Consider the following 14,565-nt stretch of genomic DNA (forward strand, 5'->3'; position numbering starts at 1 on the left):
GCAGGCGACGCGGTCCTTCTACCGAACCTTATCCTCGCGCCCACGCAATATCCTATCCGGCATGGCAACCGCCGCCGCCAGCCCCAGCAGCGACACCGCCGCACTGACCATCAGCAAATGCCGGAACGTCAGCAGCAGCTCAGCGCGCAAGGCGTTCTGCGCATCCCCCGGCGCGGCGTTCAAACCATCGAGCAAGACATTCCCCGAACTGCCCTCGGCAATCATCGAAGAGCCGGCCAGGTGGGCAAAACTTGAGTCCTGCAACAACGCCAGCAGCAGTGCCGACATCAACGCCACACCCACCGCACCACCCAGTGAGCGGAACAGGTTGGTGGTGCTGGTGGCGACACCGATGTCCCGTTGTGCCACCGAGTTCTGCGTTCCGACCAGGGACGTCGGGAACTGCATGCCGCTGGCAATCCCGCTGAGCAACATGAACAGACTACTGAGTACAAATGCCTGGGGAGGACTGAACGCCATACCGAGAATCGAGATCGGCATGAGCAGGGCGCCGGTCAGGATCATGGGCTTGTAGCGCCCGGTCACCGAGGTTCGGCGGCCGGCGAAATACGCGCCAATCGGCAAACCCATCGCCAGCGGCAACAGGTGCAACGCGGCGCTGTCGGCCCCGGCGCCGGTCACGCTCTGGAAGCGCAACGGCATCAATACAATCAGCGAGATCGCCTGAAAACTGGTGAAGAAGATCGTGCACCAGCACAGGATCGCATTGCGATTGGCGAACAAATGCATCGGCAGCAGCGGCTCCCGCGTGCGGCGTTCATGCCAGACGAACAGCGCCAGTACCAACACCGCACAACCGAGCAGGCCCAGCACGTCGGCGCTTTGCCACGAATGGCCCTGGCCGACCTGGGTGATGCCCAGCAACAAGGCGGTCAAGCCGATGATCATCAGCACCGTACCGAGGTAATCGATGATTGGTTTGCGCTGTGGCACTGGCAAACCCACCAGCGTTCGATTGGCCACAAGCCAGGCACCGAGGCCCAACGGCAGGTTGATCAGAAATACCCAGCGCCATGACAGGTACTCGGTCATGTAACCGCCGAGTACCGGGCCGGCCACGCTGGCCACGGCGTACATGCTGCTGAAATAGCCTTGATAGCGGCCACGTTCCCGGGGCGGCACGATGTCGCCAATGATCGCCTGGCTGACCGAAATCATCCCGCCAGCACCGATGCCTTGAAGAATCCGCGCCAGCACCAGCTGTTCCATGCTCTGGGCCATGCCGCAGAAAAACGAAGCGACCGTGAACAACCCCATGCCAAACAGCATCAACGTGCGGCGACCGTACAGATCGCCCAATTTGCCGTAGATCGGCACGGCCACCGTCATCGCCACCATGTAGCCGGAAATCACCCAGGCCAGCAGGCTGACGTCCTTGAATTGTGCGGAAATGGCCGGCATCGACACGGCGACGATGGTCTGGTCCAGCGCGCCCAGAAAGATCGCCAGCATCAGGGCGATCAACACGCTGCGAATGGCCGGTTTTGGCGTTTCAGGCTGGTTGAGATTGGTCACGGGTTTGAACCTGCGGACAGTGATTGACCCGCAAGGAGCAAGGCGAGCGGGGATGCTCGCCAGTGTAAGTCGGTAGCAGGCTATTCGATAGCCTCGTATGGAAGGCCGACGTAATTTTCTGCAATGGTTTTTCGACCGGCCTCGGAGTCGACGAAGTACCCCAGTTCTGACTCGGCAATCCGCTGGCTGAAGGCGTCGTGATCATCGAAACGGTGCAGCATCGAGGTCATCCACCAGGAAAACCGCTCGGCTTTCCATACCCGACGCAGGCAGACCTCGGAGTATTTCTCCAGCAAATCCACACGGCCTTCTCGGTAAACCTTCAGCAGAATGTTGAACAACGTACTGACGTCGCTGGCCGCCAGGTTCAGGCCCTTGGCGCCGGTGGGCGGGACGATGTGCGCGGCGTCGCCGACCAGAAACATCTGCCCGTACTGCATCGGTTCGACGACAAAACTGCGTAACGGCGCGATGCTTTTTTCGATGGAAGGCCCCGTGACCAACGACGCTGCCAACGCGCCTGGCAGACGGGATTTGAGTTCATCCCAGAAGCGCTGATCAGACCAGTTCTCGACGTGCTCGTCGGCCGGCACCTGGAGGTAATAGCGAGTGCGGGTGGCCGAACGCATGCTGCACAGGGCAAAACCGCGCTCATGCCTGGCGTAGACCAGCTCTTCGTGCACTGGCGGCGTGTCGGCGAGGATGCCGAGCCAGCCAAACGGATAGACCCGCTCGAACACTTTCAGGCACTCGGCAGGAATCGACTGCCGGGCCACGCCATGGAAACCGTCGCACCCGGCGATGTAGTCGCAATCGAGTCGATACAGCTCGCCGTCCTTCTCAAAAGTCACGAACGGCTCTTCGGTTTTCATCCCGTGAGGAACGACGTTGCGTGCCTCGTAAATCGTCTGCGCACCGGCCTCCCGACGAGCGGCCATCAGGTCGCGGGTGACCTCGGTCTGACCGTAGATCATCACCGTTTTGCCACCGGTCAGGGCTTGCAGATCGATGTGTACGCGGCGTCCGTCGAGGGCCAGTTCGAAGCCTGTGTGGACCAGCCCTTCGGCGTCCATCCGCTGTCCCACCCCAGCCTGGCGCAACAGCTCTACCATGCCTTGTTCGAGGACACCGGCACGGATTCGACCGAGCACATAGTCCGGGGCCTGGCGTTCGAGAATGAGGGTGTCGATGCCGGCGTTGTGCAGCAATTGGCCGAGCAGTAAACCGGACGGACCGGCGCCGATGATGGCGATTTGGGTTTTCAGCATTTTCATTGTTTTTATGACTCGCAAGCTTCACACGACCGGGGCCTGTGAATAATTTTTATGGATCGAGTGCTTGCATTTTTCTCTCGCGAGTCTGTCAATTGAAGGGGAAAACTGAGCCGATACCTGTACATTCTGCCAATCGGTGCGATTATCGCCCGTCTACCTCTGAGGCCTGGATTGAAGTGATGAACAAGCCTGACCTACCTTCGATTCCAGTGTTCAAGCTCTACGGTGAAAGCCTGGATTGGCCGACCCCGGACTTGCTGCACTGTGAAACCATTTCCAAACGTAGCCGCGAACACCAGTGGGAAATCAAACCCCACCGCCACGCCGATTTGTGTCAGTTGCTCTTCGTATTCAAAGGTCAGGCAGAGCTTGAAATCGAAGGCAAACGTACGCAGCTGACCGAGCCGGCGATCCAGATCCTGCCACCGCTGTCCGTTCACGGTTTCCGCTTTTCCGAGGACGTCGAAGGGTTTGTCGTGACCCTTGCCGCACCGCTGGTTGCTCATCTTCAGGCGCAACTGGGCAACTCGGTGAACGCCCTGGCCCAGGCCGAAAGTTATCCGGCGGGCAAGGAAGGCGAATACCTCAACAGCCTGTTTTCAGCGCTGCAAGACGAGTACACCGGCCACCAGCCGGCTCGCGAAATGCTCATGCATTCGCTGGTCAGCGTGATCATGGTGTGGGTCAGCCGCCAGGTGATTTCCCGCCGCAACGCCAGCCAGCGTCCGCAACGTGCCCGGGAATACCTCAACGGTTTTATCCAGCTGGTGGAAGAGACCTATCGCCAGCACGTCAAGGTCGAGGACCTGGCCCATCGACTGGGGATTTCCGTGTCCCACCTCAACGGCACCTGCCGTGAGCTGGCGGGACAACCGGCGTTGCAGATCATGCACGAGCGTCAATTGCTGGAGGCCAAGCGCTTGCTGACCTACACCAGCATGACCATTTATGAAATGTCCGACGTGTTGGGGTTCTCTGATCCGACCAACTTCACGCGCCTGTTCCGGCGTCGAGTGGGGATCTCGCCCAAGGCATTTCGCGACCGCTTGAAGGCCGATCAGGACAACGAGGCCTGATCCCTTAGTTACTTGAGGGCGTTGAGGGTCGCGTTGTGGGGAATGCAGCGTTCGAAGTTGCAGCTTGCGTATTCACGGGGTACTTGTCGCAACTGCTCAACGCGCCAGGCCGCGGTGCCATACAGCGCGAGCGTGGCCGCGCAGGTGATGAAAATCGCGAGGTATCTTCTTGTTTTGATGTTCATGGCGTTGACCTCTGAACGAATACCCTTCGGTACTACTTTCAGCATAGGTCAGCGCCAGTGAGTTGCCAGCAACGCGGCTTGCGTATGTACCCCGGTATTCAGAGCACTGATGAACCCCTGTGGGAGTGAGCCTGCTCGCGAATGCGGTGGGTCAGTCGACATCATTGTTGGATGATCGACCGCTTTCGCGAGCAGGCTCGCTCCCACATTTTTTGATCCGGTTACAGGCCAATATCCCACTCCGGCTCCTCGGGGAATCTGAGCACCAGAAAATCCAGCATGCTGCGCAACGCCGCCGGCATGTGTTTACGTGAGGCATACACCGCGTAAACGTTCATCTGCCGGGGTTCGGCGTGGGGCAGCAGGCGGATCAGTTCGCCGCTGTGGATATGCACGCCGGCCTGATAACTGGGGAGCATCGCCACCCCTGCACCGGCCATCGCCGCACGCGCCAACGTGCTGGCTTCGTTGGCGCTGATGTTGCCCTGCACCGGCACTGACACCTGCTCACCGTCCTCCTCGAAATGCCAGAGGCTTTTGCCGAAGTAGGAGTGGGTCAGGCAATTGTGCTGGCTCAGGTCTTCGACCCGCAGCGGTGTCGGGTGTTCGAGCAGATACGCGGGGGAGGCGCAGATCACCGAGCGGCAGACCGTCAGCCGTCGCGCGATCAGGTTCGGGTCCAGGTCGTTGCTGGTGCGGATCGCCAGATCGATGCGCTCATCCACCAGGTTCACCGTGCGGTCGAGCATCTGCAGGTCGATGCTGACGCCGGGATAACGTTTGACGTAAGCGGCCATGGCATCCGCCAGTTGGGCCTGACCGAACGAAGTGCTGACGCTGATCCGCAACAGGCCGCGCGGTGCATCGTCCGGTTCGCTGACGGCGGCTTGCATGTCCGTGGACAGGTCGAGCATCTGCCGACATCGAGGCAGGATTTCACTGCCGGCGGCGGTCAGGCTTAACTTGCGCGTGGTGCGGTGCATCAGGCGTGCGCCGACCCAATCCTCCAGCTCCGCCAGATAGCGCGAAACCACTGGCCGTGACAGGTCCAGGTGATCGGCGGCGGCCGACTGGCTGCCGAGATCAACCACCGTGACGAACACCCGCATTGCTTGTAGACGATCCATGATTTGCCCGCTTTCAGAAACAAACTATGTTCCAGCATCGCATTTTTTGTACTGAGTCATGCAACTAAGCTCTGTCCCCTGTAGGAGCTGACGAGTGAAACGAGGCTGCGATCTTGTAAAGGCAAGATCAAAAGATCGCAGCCTCGTTTCACTCGACAGCTCCTACAGAACCATCGCCAAGCACGGCATTCGGACAACGGAGCAACAGATGATCGGCTTCACCTCGCTTAAACGTATTTTGCTGGCCACCGCCACCCTCGGTTTCGCCGCCCACGCAGCGGCTGCCTCGACCCTGACCCTGGACGTCTACAACCCGGGCGACAAGGCGATCTTCCCGGTAACCTCGGTGTTGGTCAGCGGCGAGAAAGACGCGATTTTGGTGGATGCGCAATTTGGCAAATCCCAGGCCGAGCAAGTGGTCGAAAAGATCCGCGCCAGCGGCAAGCAACTGACCACCATCTACATCAGCCACGGTGACCCGGATTACTACTTCGGCCTCGACACCCTGACCGCCGCATTCCCCAACGCCAAAGTGCTCGCTTCGCAGCCGACCGTGGACCACATCCAGAAAACCGTCGACGGCAAACTGGCGTTCTGGGGGCCGAAGATGGGAGCCGACGTGCCAGCCAAAACTATCGTGCCGGATGTACTCAAGGGCGACAGCCTGATGCTCGAAGGGCAGAAATTGCAGGTGGTGGGGCTGGACGGCAAGCAGCCGGATCGCAGCTTTGTCTGGATCCCGTCGATCAAGGCTGTGGTCGGTGGCGTCGTCGTCGCAGAAAACATTCACGTGTGGATGGCCGACACCCAGACGCCGCAGTCCCACGCCGATTGGCTGACTACGCTGCATTCCATTGAAACCCTGAAACCGAAAACCATCGTGCCGGGTCATTACCTCGGTGAGAGCGCCCGTTCGCTGGCCGCCGTGCAGTTCACCGCCGATTACATCAAGGCCTTCGACGAAGAAACCGCCAAGGCAAAAGACGCTGCTGCGCTGATCGCCGCGATGAAAAAACGCTACCCGACGCTGGGTGAAGAAAGCTCGCTTGAACTGAGCGCCAAAGTCGCCAAGGGCGAGATGAAGTGGTAACCCGCCGTACCTGAAGCTGAAGAGGCTTTTGTGGTGAGGGGGCAAGCCCCCTCGCCACAGCTCACTAGCTGCAAACCTCAGATACACCCAAGCCAACTGGAGAACGTCATGAGCAAAATTGCAATCATTGGTGCCACCGGTCGTGCCGGTAGCCAACTGCTGGAAGAAGCCCTGCGTCGTGGTCACAGCGTTACCGCGATCGCCCGCGACACCTCGAAGATCGGTCAGCGTGCCGGTGTGGTCGCCAAGAATGTCGATGCCCTCGATGCCGAAGCGTTGCAAGCGGCAGTCGCAGGCCATGACGTGGTGATCAGCGCTGCGCACTTCGCGACCCTGCCTGCCGGCGCTGTGATCGGACCGGTGAAACAGGCCGGCGTGAAGCGTCTGCTGGTGGTGGGCGGTGCCGGTTCGCTGTTGCTGCCGGACGGAACCCGCGTCATCGACAGCGAGGGTTTTCCGCAGGCATACAAGGCTGAGGCCAGTGCCGGTGCGCTGTTCCTGGAAAACCTGCGGCAGGAAAAAGAGCTGGACTGGACCTTTGTGTCGCCGTCGGCAGAGTTTGTCAAAGGTGAACGCACGGGGACGTTTCGGGTTGGCAAGGATGATTTGCTGGTCAGCAGTGCAGGGCGGAGTTGGGTTACTTTTGCTGATTATGCGATTGCGATGATCGATGAAGTGGAAGCGCCGAAGCATTCTCGGCAGCGGTTTACAGTCGGGTATTGAGCTGAAAACCACCCCTCACCCCAGCCCTCTCCCCAGAGGGGAGAGGGGGAAAGGGGGCAGATCCGGGGCTGTTCAAAACTGGAGTTCGACTCGATATCTCAGGTCGCAAAATTTCCACCAGACACTCGGTCAGTCCCCTCTCCCCTCTGGGGAGAGGGTTAGGGTGAGGGGGGGATCTAACTGACACACCTCGCCACACACATTCACCGCGCCTGAGCCTGCTCCACCAACCACCCCATCAATTCGCGCAACTTCGGCGAAGGCCCGGGTTTCTCGGGGAAAACCAGGTAATACGCCAACCCGGTCTTCACCTTCAATTCAAACGGCATGACCAGCCGCCCCGCACTCAAATCATCGCCGATCAACGACCAATCCCCGATCGCCACGCCTGTCCCTTGGGACGCCATCGACATCGCCAGGTCCAGCGTTTCGAAATGCTGACCCTTGCCGACATTGCTCAAGCGAATATCCGCAGTGGCCAGCCAGGCCTTCCAGTCCCGTTCATCCCGTGTCGGGTGCAGCAGCATGTGCTGTTCCAGATCCTCCGGCGTCATCAGCGGCACTGGACCTTCCAGCAGAGGTTTGGAGCAGACCGGCGTCAATTGCTCATCGAACAAATGAAAAGAGGCCAGCGCGCTGTCCGGCGGTGCGCCGTACATCACCGCTGCATCGAACTGCTCGCGATGAAAATCCACCCCGTGCTTGACCGTGGTGGTCAATTCCACCGGCACATCCGGGCGCTCCCGTTGCCACTGCAACAACCGCGGCAACAACCAGCGCATGACACACGTCGGGGCCTTGAGTTGCAGGGTTTCGCGCTTCTCGCCGATCTGCTCCACGGCTTCGTCGATCAAGCCGAAAATCTGCTGGACCCGTGGCAGCCATTCCCGTCCTTCGGCCGTCAGGTCAAGGCCGCGGGCCTGGCGAATGAACAGTTCATAACCCAGATGTTCTTCCAGCCCGGCGATCTGCCGACTCACCGCACCTTGGGTGATGTACAGCTGTTCGGCAGCGCGGGTGAAGTTGCAGCACTGCGCGGTAATCAGAAAAGTGTGCAGCGCCGGCAGGGGAGGCAATCGTTTCATTGGGATCCAAGGTATGACGTGAGGACATGGCTAGTATGACTTTTTATCCATTGTTGCGGCTACGTGTCGCCCGTTCCAATGAGGCCATCCCTGGACCTGCCCACTCATCATAAACACTGCGCAGGTCCGGCGTCTCAAACGAACAAGAAGGGCAAAGACATGGCGACGTGCGGCGAAGTATTGGTCAAGTTACTCGAAGATTACGGAGTTGAGCAGGTGTTCGGCATTCCCGGGGTTCACACCGTGGAGCTGTATCGCGGGCTGGCCCGTTCGAGCATCAACCACGTCACTCCACGTCACGAACAGGGCGCCGGTTTCATGGCCGACGGTTACGCTCGCACCAGCGGCAAACCGGGTGTGTGCTTCATCATCACCGGCCCTGGCATGACCAACATCACCACCGCCATGGGCCAGGCCTACGCCGACTCTATCCCGATGCTGGTGATCTCCAGCGTGCAATCGCGCAGCCAGTTGGGCGGCGGTCGCGGCAAGCTGCACGAGCTGCCAAACCAGAGCGCATTGGTCGGCGGCGTTGCAGCGTTCTCCCACACCTTGATGTCGGCGGCTGAATTGCCGGGCGTCCTGGCTCGCGCTTTTGCGCTGTTCCAGGCCGGCCGTCCGCGTCCAGTGCATATCGAAATTCCGTTGGACGTGCTGGTCGAAGAGGCCGATGACCTGCTCGCCAGCGTACCGGTGAACATCGACCGCGCCGGTGCCTCGCCGAGCGCAATCAGCCGCATGACCGCGTTGCTGGCCGGTGCCAAGCGCCCACTGATTCTCGCCGGTGGCGGCGCCATCGATGCGGCCGCTGAATTGACTGAACTGGCCGAACTGCTGGACGCCCCGGTGGCCCTGACCATCAACGCCAAAGGCATGCTCGAATCCAATCACCCGTTGCTGATCGGCTCGACCCAAAGCCTGGTCGCGACTCGTGCTTTGGTGGCTGAAGCTGACGTGGTGTTGGCGATTGGCACCGAACTGGCCGAGACCGATTACGACGTGACCTTCGCCGGCGGTTTCGAGATTCCAGGCGTGCTGCTGCGTGTGGACATCGACCCCGACCAGACCGTGCGCAACTACCCGCCGAAAGTCGCATTGGTAGCCGACTCGCGCAACGCCGCCCAAGCCTTGCTGAGCGAACTGTCCCACCACTCGCTGGCCGAGCGCCGTAACGATTGGGGCCAGGTCCGTGCCGCACGCTTGCGCGACGAACTGGCCGCCACCTGGGACGCGCCGACCCTGGCCCAGACCCGTTTCCTGGAAACCGTCTTGCACGAACTGCCAAACGCAGTCTTCGTTGGCGATTCGACCCAACCGGTGTACACCGGCAACCTGACCTTCAACCCGGAACGCCCGCGTCGCTGGTTCAACTCGTCCACCGGTTACGGCACCCTCGGTTACGCCTTGCCGGCTGCCATCGGCGCCTGGCTCGGCGGTAGCGTTGAAAACGGCGCACGTCCTCCGGTGGTGTGCCTGATCGGCGACGGCGGCCTGCAATTTACCCTGCCGGAACTGGCCAGCGCCGTTGAAGCGCGCACGCCGGTGATCGTTCTGCTGTGGAATAACCAGGGCTACGAAGAGATCAAGAAATACATGGTCAACCGCGCCATCGAACCGGTCGGCGTCGACATCTACACCCCGGACTTCATCGGTGTGGCCAAGGCGCTGGGCTGTGCAGCCGAAGCCATCTGCGGTGTCGAGCAACTGCGCAGCGCACTGCGCGCCGCCACCGATCGCCAGGGTCCGACCCTGATTGAAATCGATCAGACTGTTTGGATGAAGGCGGTGTCGAAATGACTTTCCCTACGACTCTGGATGGCCTGTTCATCGACGGCCAATGGTCTGCCGGCAACGAACACCTGCGCGTAATCAACCCGGCCACCGAAGCCCTGTTGACCACCGTGAACGGCGGCGATGAACGCGCAGTCGAGCAAGCCGTTACTGCCGCAACCAACGCCTTCGCCGACTGGTCGAAAACCACCGGCGCCGAGCGCGGCGCGATCCTGCGCAAAATCGCTGCGGGCGTGCAGGCCGGTCGCGAACAGTTGATGCATTTGCAATCGAGCAACAACGGCAAGCCGCTGTTTGAAGCCGCCATCGATGTCGACGACGTGATCGCCACCTTCGAGTACTACGCAGGTTTAGCCGAAGGCCTCGATGCCAAGCAAGACAGTAACGTCGAGCTGCCAACCGACGACTTCAGCGCTCGTGTGCGCCGTGAGCCGTGCGGTGTGGTCGGCCTGATCGTGCCGTGGAACTTCCCGATGGTCACCACCGCCTGGAAACTCGCCCCGGCCCTGGCCGCCGGTTGCTGCGTGGTGCTCAAGCCGTCCGAAGTCACGCCGCTGCCGGAACTGGAACTGGCGACGATCATCGCCGAGGCCGGCCTGCCCAACGGCGTGTTCAACCTGGTCTGCGGCACTGGCCTGGCGGTCGGTGCGCCGTTGTCGGCCGACCCGCGCATCGCCAAGATTTCCTTCACCGGCAGCAACGCGGTCGGTGTTCAAGTCATGCAACGTGCCGCAGAAACCGTGAAGGGCGTGAGCCTGGAACTGGGCGGTAAATCCTCGCTGCTGGTGCTCAAAGACGCAGACATCGAACTGGCCGTGGAAGTGGCCTGTGGTGGCGGCTTCTTCAACGCCGGGCAGATGTGTTCGGCCACCAGCCGCGTGCTGGTCGCCGATGAACTGGCGGACGAATTCCTCACCCGTTTGAAGGCCCGCGCCGAAGCCATTCGCGTGGCCGACCCGTTCGACCCGAACGTGGAAATGGGCGCACTGGTCAATCAGGCGCAATACCAACGCGTGCTCGGTCACATCGATCGCGGTTTGAGTGCCGGCGCCAAACTGGTTTGCGGCGGCAATCGTCCGGCAGACCTGCCACGCGGTTATTTTTTGCAGCCGACAATTTTCACGGACGTGCCCCCAGGCAGTGCGCTGTGGTGTGAAGAGATTTTCGGCCCGGTGATCTGCGTGCGCAGTTTTGCCACCGAGGCCGAGGCGATTGCCCTGGCCAATGACAGCCAGTTCGGTCTGGTGGCCAGCGTGGTCACCCGCGACGCCGAAGCGGCAGATCGGGTCGCCAACGCCTTGCAGGCGGGGCTTGTGTGGATCAACGCGCCGCAAGTGATCTTCCCGCAGACCGCTTGGGGTGGCTACAAACAGAGCAGCATCGGTCGCGAATTGGGGCCGTGGGGCTTGCAGGCTTTCCAGGAAATCAAACACGTGATTCGAGCGGTCTGACGGCACGAAAAAGGTGAGCGCATGCCTCGTGATGAGGCATGCGCTGGCGTCATGGCTTCAATGAGTTTTTATCGATAGTCAGGTGTTTTACACGACCTCAGGATGAACTCGCTGGCTCAGCCAAACCCCCGAAAATACGGGGGCTAATGCTGAATCGGTCGCGCGGATGCAACAGTTTCGACCTGCCTTATACCTACAAAAACAAAGGGAGTCCGTAATGGGCGAACATGATCTGAACAGACGTCAATTCATCAAGACCGTAGGCGTAGCCTCGGTGGCAGCGGCCGCCATGAGTTTGCCCTTCGTCAAGGCCAATGCCAGCGACACACGCTTCCAGGGTAAAACCCTGCGCTTGCTGACCTGGTCCGATGACACGGGCCTGGCCGCACTGCGTAACATCGCGGCAACCTTCGAAGACAAATACGGCTGCAAGGTCATCGCTGACCGCACTGGCAGCACCTCGGAAATGGTCGCCAAACTCAAGGCCGGCGGTGATCGTCCGCAGTACGACATCATCACCCTGGCAGGCGTCGGCGCCGAAGGTCTGGCCGCCGCCAACCTGCTGGAAAAACCCGACCTCAACCGCATTCCCAACCTGGTCGACGTACCGGAGAAATACCGCACCGGCGCCAATGGCCACGGCATCGGTTACCTGCTCTGGTGCAACAGCCTGGTCTACAGCACCCGCACCATCAAGGAAGCGCCGGACAGCTACGCGTCGCTGTGGGATCCCGAGCTGGCGCCGAACATCTTCCTGCCGCCGCCGAACTGGACCGAAGCGATGGACCTGATCATCATCGCCGCCAAACTGGCCGGTGGTGACGAACACAACATCGAACCGGGCTTCAAGAAACTCGCCGAGCTGAAAAGTCGCGTAGTGACCCTGGGTGAAAACCCGAACCAGATCGCCGAACTGTTCCGCACCGGCTCGCTGGACATGGGTGGCCTGTACGCTCCTGCGTTTTTCCCGAAACAGATCCGCGACCCGGCTTACGGTCTGGGTGCCACGTTCGGGATGAAGGAAGGTTTCTACACCGACCTGATGCTCTCGGTGATGCCGAAGAATCGTCCGGGCGATACCGACCTGGCCTACGCCTTCATCAACCACTCTCTGGACCCACTGGTGCAGGGCAAGATGGCTGAGGACATCTACAACGGTCCGGTCAACGCCAAGGCGATCATCTCCGCCGAAGCGCGCAAGAGCCCGTACATCCTCACGCCTGAGCAGATTGCCGAGAAGGCGATCATGCACGACAACGCCTTCCTGGCCTCCGTGCATGACCAATGGATTCGTCGTTACACGGAAATCTTTTCTTCCTGATCTGAATCGCCGGGAGGTTCTTCGAACCTCATCGCGGGCAAGCCATGCTCCTACAGGTAAGGCGCTGCTCTTGTAGGAGCAAGGCTTGCCCGCGATCGAGTGCGCAGCACTCGCCAAGATCTTCCATTGACGAGACCCTTGCTATGGAACACCAACCTCTGACTCATCCGGTCGTCGCCGCTCCAGTGCGCACCAATCGGGGTGTTTCGCCGACGACGCGTGCCTGGATTTTCCTCTCGCCGTCGATGCTGTTTCTGGGCGTACTGATCGCCGCCAGCCTGCTGGTACTGCGCATGAGCGTGGGCACCAAAGGCGCGGAATGGACCGGGTTCAGCCTGGCCAGTTACGCCCAACTGCTGGAACCGTATTACCTCAAATCCTTGCTGCTGACCCTGCGTCTGGCGCTGATCAGCGCGGTGATCGCGGTTGTGTTGGCGATCCCGGTGGCCTACACCATGTCGCGGCTGACCTCACCGTTTGTGCGCCGGATCTTCCTCGCTGCGGTGCTGCTGCCATTGCTGGTCAACCTGTTGCTGCAAAGCTATGGCTGGCTGGTAATTCTTGGCCCGGGCGGGATGCTCAATCAGGCGCTGATGGGCCTGGGCCTGATCAAGCGTCCGATCATGCTGCTCTACAACCAGAACGGCGTACTGATGGGCCTGGTGCAAACCGCGTTCCCATTGGCCGTGCTGCCGATTGCCAGCGCCATGCGCGGCGTCGCCCGGACTTATGAAGAAGCCGCTGCAACCCTGGGCGCCAGCCGTTTTCAGGTGTTCCGCCAAGTGGTGCTGCCGATGAGCATGCCGGGGATCATTACCGGTGCGACGTTGGTATTCGCCTACAACGCCAGCAGCTTCGTGGTGCCATTGCTGCTCGGTGGCCGACGCGTGCCGATGCTGGCCGTGATGGTCCATGACCAGATCGCCCCGCTGATGAACTGGCCTGCCGCCTCCGCTGCCGGTGTGGTGCTGATTGTCACTACGCTCGCGATCATGACCTTGTCCGAATACATCACTGGCCGTCGTCGGCGCATGCTGGAGGCTTCCCAATGAGCACCCTGATCAAGAAACGTTATGGGCTGCTGCCCGGCGAGACCGGCAAGTTTGCCGGCATCCTCTCGGGCTTCATCCTGCTGCTGGCGGTGTTGCCGATCCTGACCATGATCGTGATGTCGTTCAGCGGTGCGTCGAACCTCGACTTCCCGCCGAGCAGCTACAGCCTGCAATGGTACAAGGCCGCCTGGAACACCTTCGTGTCGCCGGATTCCAGCGATGTGCTGAGCCTCGGCAAAGCGATGACCACCAGCCTGATGGTGGCGTGCCTGACCATGGTGTTTGCGACGATTGTCGCGGTGCCGGCAGCCTATGCCCTGACCCGTTGCGAGTTCCGCGGCAAAGCCGTGGCGCTGCAACTGATGTCGCTGCCATTGGTGTTCCCGATGGTGGTGTTGGGGCTGGCGTTATTGCTGGTGTTTGACAGCCTGCCTTTTCAAATCACAACGTCGCGACTGGTGATTGCCCACGTGATCCTGGCGCTGCCGTTCGTGGTGAAAAACTGCACCGCCGCGATGCTCTCCATCGGCAGCGAAGTCGAAGAAGCCGCGCAGATGCTTGGCGCTTCGCCGACCCGGGCGATTATCGATGTGGTGGTGCCGTTGATGAAGTCGGGGATTCTGGCGGGGATGCTGCTGGCGTTCATCGTCTCGTTCAACGAATTCACCGTGACCTACTTCCTCTACACCATCGACGTCATGACCGTGCCGATCTGGATGTACAGCCGCACCGTGTCTTCGCTCGACCCAACCGTATTTTCGTTTGCCGTGCTGATCGTGCTGATCGACTTCGTCCTGATCTGGGCGTTGGAGAAGCTGGTTGGTGAAGGTGGCGTTTCGTTCTGATTCTTGAGG

13 protein-coding genes are annotated in these 14,565 nt (G+C 60.6%); 8 read left to right on the top strand and 5 right to left on the bottom strand.

Going from position 1 to position 14,565, the window contains the following annotated elements; genetic code table 11:
- Positions 1 to 18 precede the first annotated feature (18 nt).
- Both PMI27_RS01005 and pobA read right to left on the bottom strand, forming a co-directional pair.
- Positions 19 to 1,536 carry an MDR family MFS transporter gene (locus PMI27_RS01005; RefSeq protein WP_008156071.1) on the bottom strand — a complete coding sequence of 506 codons (1,518 nt, stop codon included), beginning with the start codon at positions 1,534 to 1,536 and terminating at the stop codon, positions 19 to 21.
- Positions 1,537 to 1,616: 80 nt separating this feature from the next.
- Complete coding sequence (gene pobA, locus PMI27_RS01000; protein WP_177327891.1) at positions 1,617 to 2,801, bottom strand: 4-hydroxybenzoate 3-monooxygenase; 1,185 nt, start codon at positions 2,799 to 2,801, stop codon at positions 1,617 to 1,619.
- Positions 2,802 to 2,989: 188 nt separating this feature from the next.
- Between pobA and PMI27_RS00995 the strand changes: the two genes are divergently transcribed.
- Positions 2,990 to 3,886: a helix-turn-helix domain-containing protein gene (locus PMI27_RS00995; RefSeq protein WP_008156068.1), complete on the top strand. Its 897-nt coding sequence runs from the start codon at positions 2,990 to 2,992 to the stop codon at positions 3,884 to 3,886.
- A gap of 8 nt (positions 3,887 to 3,894) precedes the next feature.
- Here PMI27_RS00995 and PMI27_RS31920 read toward each other — a convergent pair whose 3' ends face one another.
- Both PMI27_RS31920 and PMI27_RS00990 read right to left on the bottom strand, forming a co-directional pair.
- Positions 3,895 to 4,071 (bottom strand): hypothetical protein, encoded by a 177-nt coding sequence (locus PMI27_RS31920; protein ID WP_008156066.1) that lies wholly within the window; start codon positions 4,069 to 4,071, stop codon positions 3,895 to 3,897.
- 221 nt (positions 4,072 to 4,292) lie between these two features.
- Positions 4,293 to 5,198: a LysR family transcriptional regulator gene (locus tag PMI27_RS00990; protein ID WP_081757451.1), complete on the bottom strand. Its 906-nt coding sequence runs from the start codon at positions 5,196 to 5,198 to the stop codon at positions 4,293 to 4,295.
- A gap of 208 nt (positions 5,199 to 5,406) precedes the next feature.
- On the opposite strand from PMI27_RS00990, the gene PMI27_RS00985 reads away from it, so the two are divergent.
- Both PMI27_RS00985 and PMI27_RS00980 read left to right on the top strand, forming a co-directional pair.
- Entirely contained in the window at positions 5,407 to 6,288 is an 882-nt protein-coding gene (locus tag PMI27_RS00985) for an MBL fold metallo-hydrolase (protein ID WP_008156062.1), read from the top strand.
- A gap of 108 nt (positions 6,289 to 6,396) precedes the next feature.
- Entirely contained in the window at positions 6,397 to 7,011 is a 615-nt protein-coding gene (locus PMI27_RS00980) for an NAD(P)-dependent oxidoreductase (RefSeq protein WP_008156060.1), read from the top strand.
- A 203-nt stretch (positions 7,012 to 7,214) separates the two neighbouring features.
- Here the strand turns inward: PMI27_RS00980 and PMI27_RS00975 are convergent, their stop codons facing one another.
- Positions 7,215 to 8,096 carry a LysR substrate-binding domain-containing protein gene (locus PMI27_RS00975; protein WP_008156058.1) on the bottom strand — a complete coding sequence of 294 codons (882 nt, stop codon included), beginning with the start codon at positions 8,094 to 8,096 and terminating at the stop codon, positions 7,215 to 7,217.
- A gap of 159 nt (positions 8,097 to 8,255) precedes the next feature.
- Here PMI27_RS00975 and PMI27_RS00970 point away from each other — a divergent pair, with 159 nt between their 5' ends.
- From PMI27_RS00970 to PMI27_RS00950, 5 genes are all read left to right on the top strand, one after another.
- A complete protein-coding gene (locus PMI27_RS00970; RefSeq protein ID WP_008156056.1) occupies positions 8,256 to 9,893 on the top strand; it encodes a 5-guanidino-2-oxopentanoate decarboxylase in 1,638 nt (545 codons plus the stop codon).
- On the top strand, positions 9,890 to 11,338 hold the full coding sequence (locus PMI27_RS00965; protein WP_008156054.1) for an aldehyde dehydrogenase family protein: 1,449 nt from the start codon (positions 9,890 to 9,892) through the stop codon (positions 11,336 to 11,338). Before PMI27_RS00970 ends, PMI27_RS00965 begins: the two co-directional genes overlap by 4 nt.
- Before the next feature lie 217 nt (positions 11,339 to 11,555).
- Complete coding sequence (locus PMI27_RS00960; RefSeq protein ID WP_008156052.1) at positions 11,556 to 12,659, top strand: ABC transporter substrate-binding protein; 1,104 nt, start codon at positions 11,556 to 11,558, stop codon at positions 12,657 to 12,659.
- Positions 12,660 to 12,802: 143 nt separating this feature from the next.
- Entirely contained in the window at positions 12,803 to 13,711 is a 909-nt protein-coding gene (locus PMI27_RS00955) for an ABC transporter permease (protein ID WP_008156051.1), read from the top strand.
- A complete protein-coding gene (locus tag PMI27_RS00950) occupies positions 13,708 to 14,556 on the top strand; it encodes an ABC transporter permease (protein WP_008156049.1) in 849 nt (282 codons plus the stop codon). The genes PMI27_RS00955 and PMI27_RS00950 overlap by 4 nt, the downstream gene beginning before the upstream one ends.
- The last annotated feature ends 9 nt before the right edge of the window (positions 14,557 to 14,565 follow it).

Source organism: Pseudomonas sp. GM41(2012), assembly GCF_000282315.2.
Classification (GTDB): domain Bacteria; phylum Pseudomonadota; class Gammaproteobacteria; order Pseudomonadales; family Pseudomonadaceae; genus Aquipseudomonas.

Bases quoted from the DNA above. Each gene is read 5' to 3' on its own strand.
- PMI27_RS00995 (WP_008156068.1), top strand. From the start codon at position 2,990: ATGAACAAGCCTGACCTACCTTCGATTCCAGTGTTCAAGCTCTACGGT.
- PMI27_RS31920 (WP_008156066.1), bottom strand. From the start codon at position 4,071: ATGAACATCAAAACAAGAAGATACCTCGCGATTTTCATCACCTGCGCG.
- PMI27_RS00990 (WP_081757451.1), bottom strand. From the start codon at position 5,198: ATGGATCGTCTACAAGCAATGCGGGTGTTCGTCACGGTGGTTGATCTC.
- PMI27_RS00985 (WP_008156062.1), top strand. From the start codon at position 5,407: ATGATCGGCTTCACCTCGCTTAAACGTATTTTGCTGGCCACCGCCACC.
- PMI27_RS00980 (WP_008156060.1), top strand. From the start codon at position 6,397: ATGAGCAAAATTGCAATCATTGGTGCCACCGGTCGTGCCGGTAGCCAA.
- PMI27_RS00975 (WP_008156058.1), bottom strand. From the start codon at position 8,096: ATGAAACGATTGCCTCCCCTGCCGGCGCTGCACACTTTTCTGATTACC.
- PMI27_RS00970 (WP_008156056.1), top strand. From the start codon at position 8,256: ATGGCGACGTGCGGCGAAGTATTGGTCAAGTTACTCGAAGATTACGGA.
- PMI27_RS00965 (WP_008156054.1), top strand. From the start codon at position 9,890: ATGACTTTCCCTACGACTCTGGATGGCCTGTTCATCGACGGCCAATGG.
- PMI27_RS00960 (WP_008156052.1), top strand. From the start codon at position 11,556: ATGGGCGAACATGATCTGAACAGACGTCAATTCATCAAGACCGTAGGC.
- PMI27_RS00955 (WP_008156051.1), top strand. From the start codon at position 12,803: ATGGAACACCAACCTCTGACTCATCCGGTCGTCGCCGCTCCAGTGCGC.
- PMI27_RS00950 (WP_008156049.1), top strand. From the start codon at position 13,708: ATGAGCACCCTGATCAAGAAACGTTATGGGCTGCTGCCCGGCGAGACC.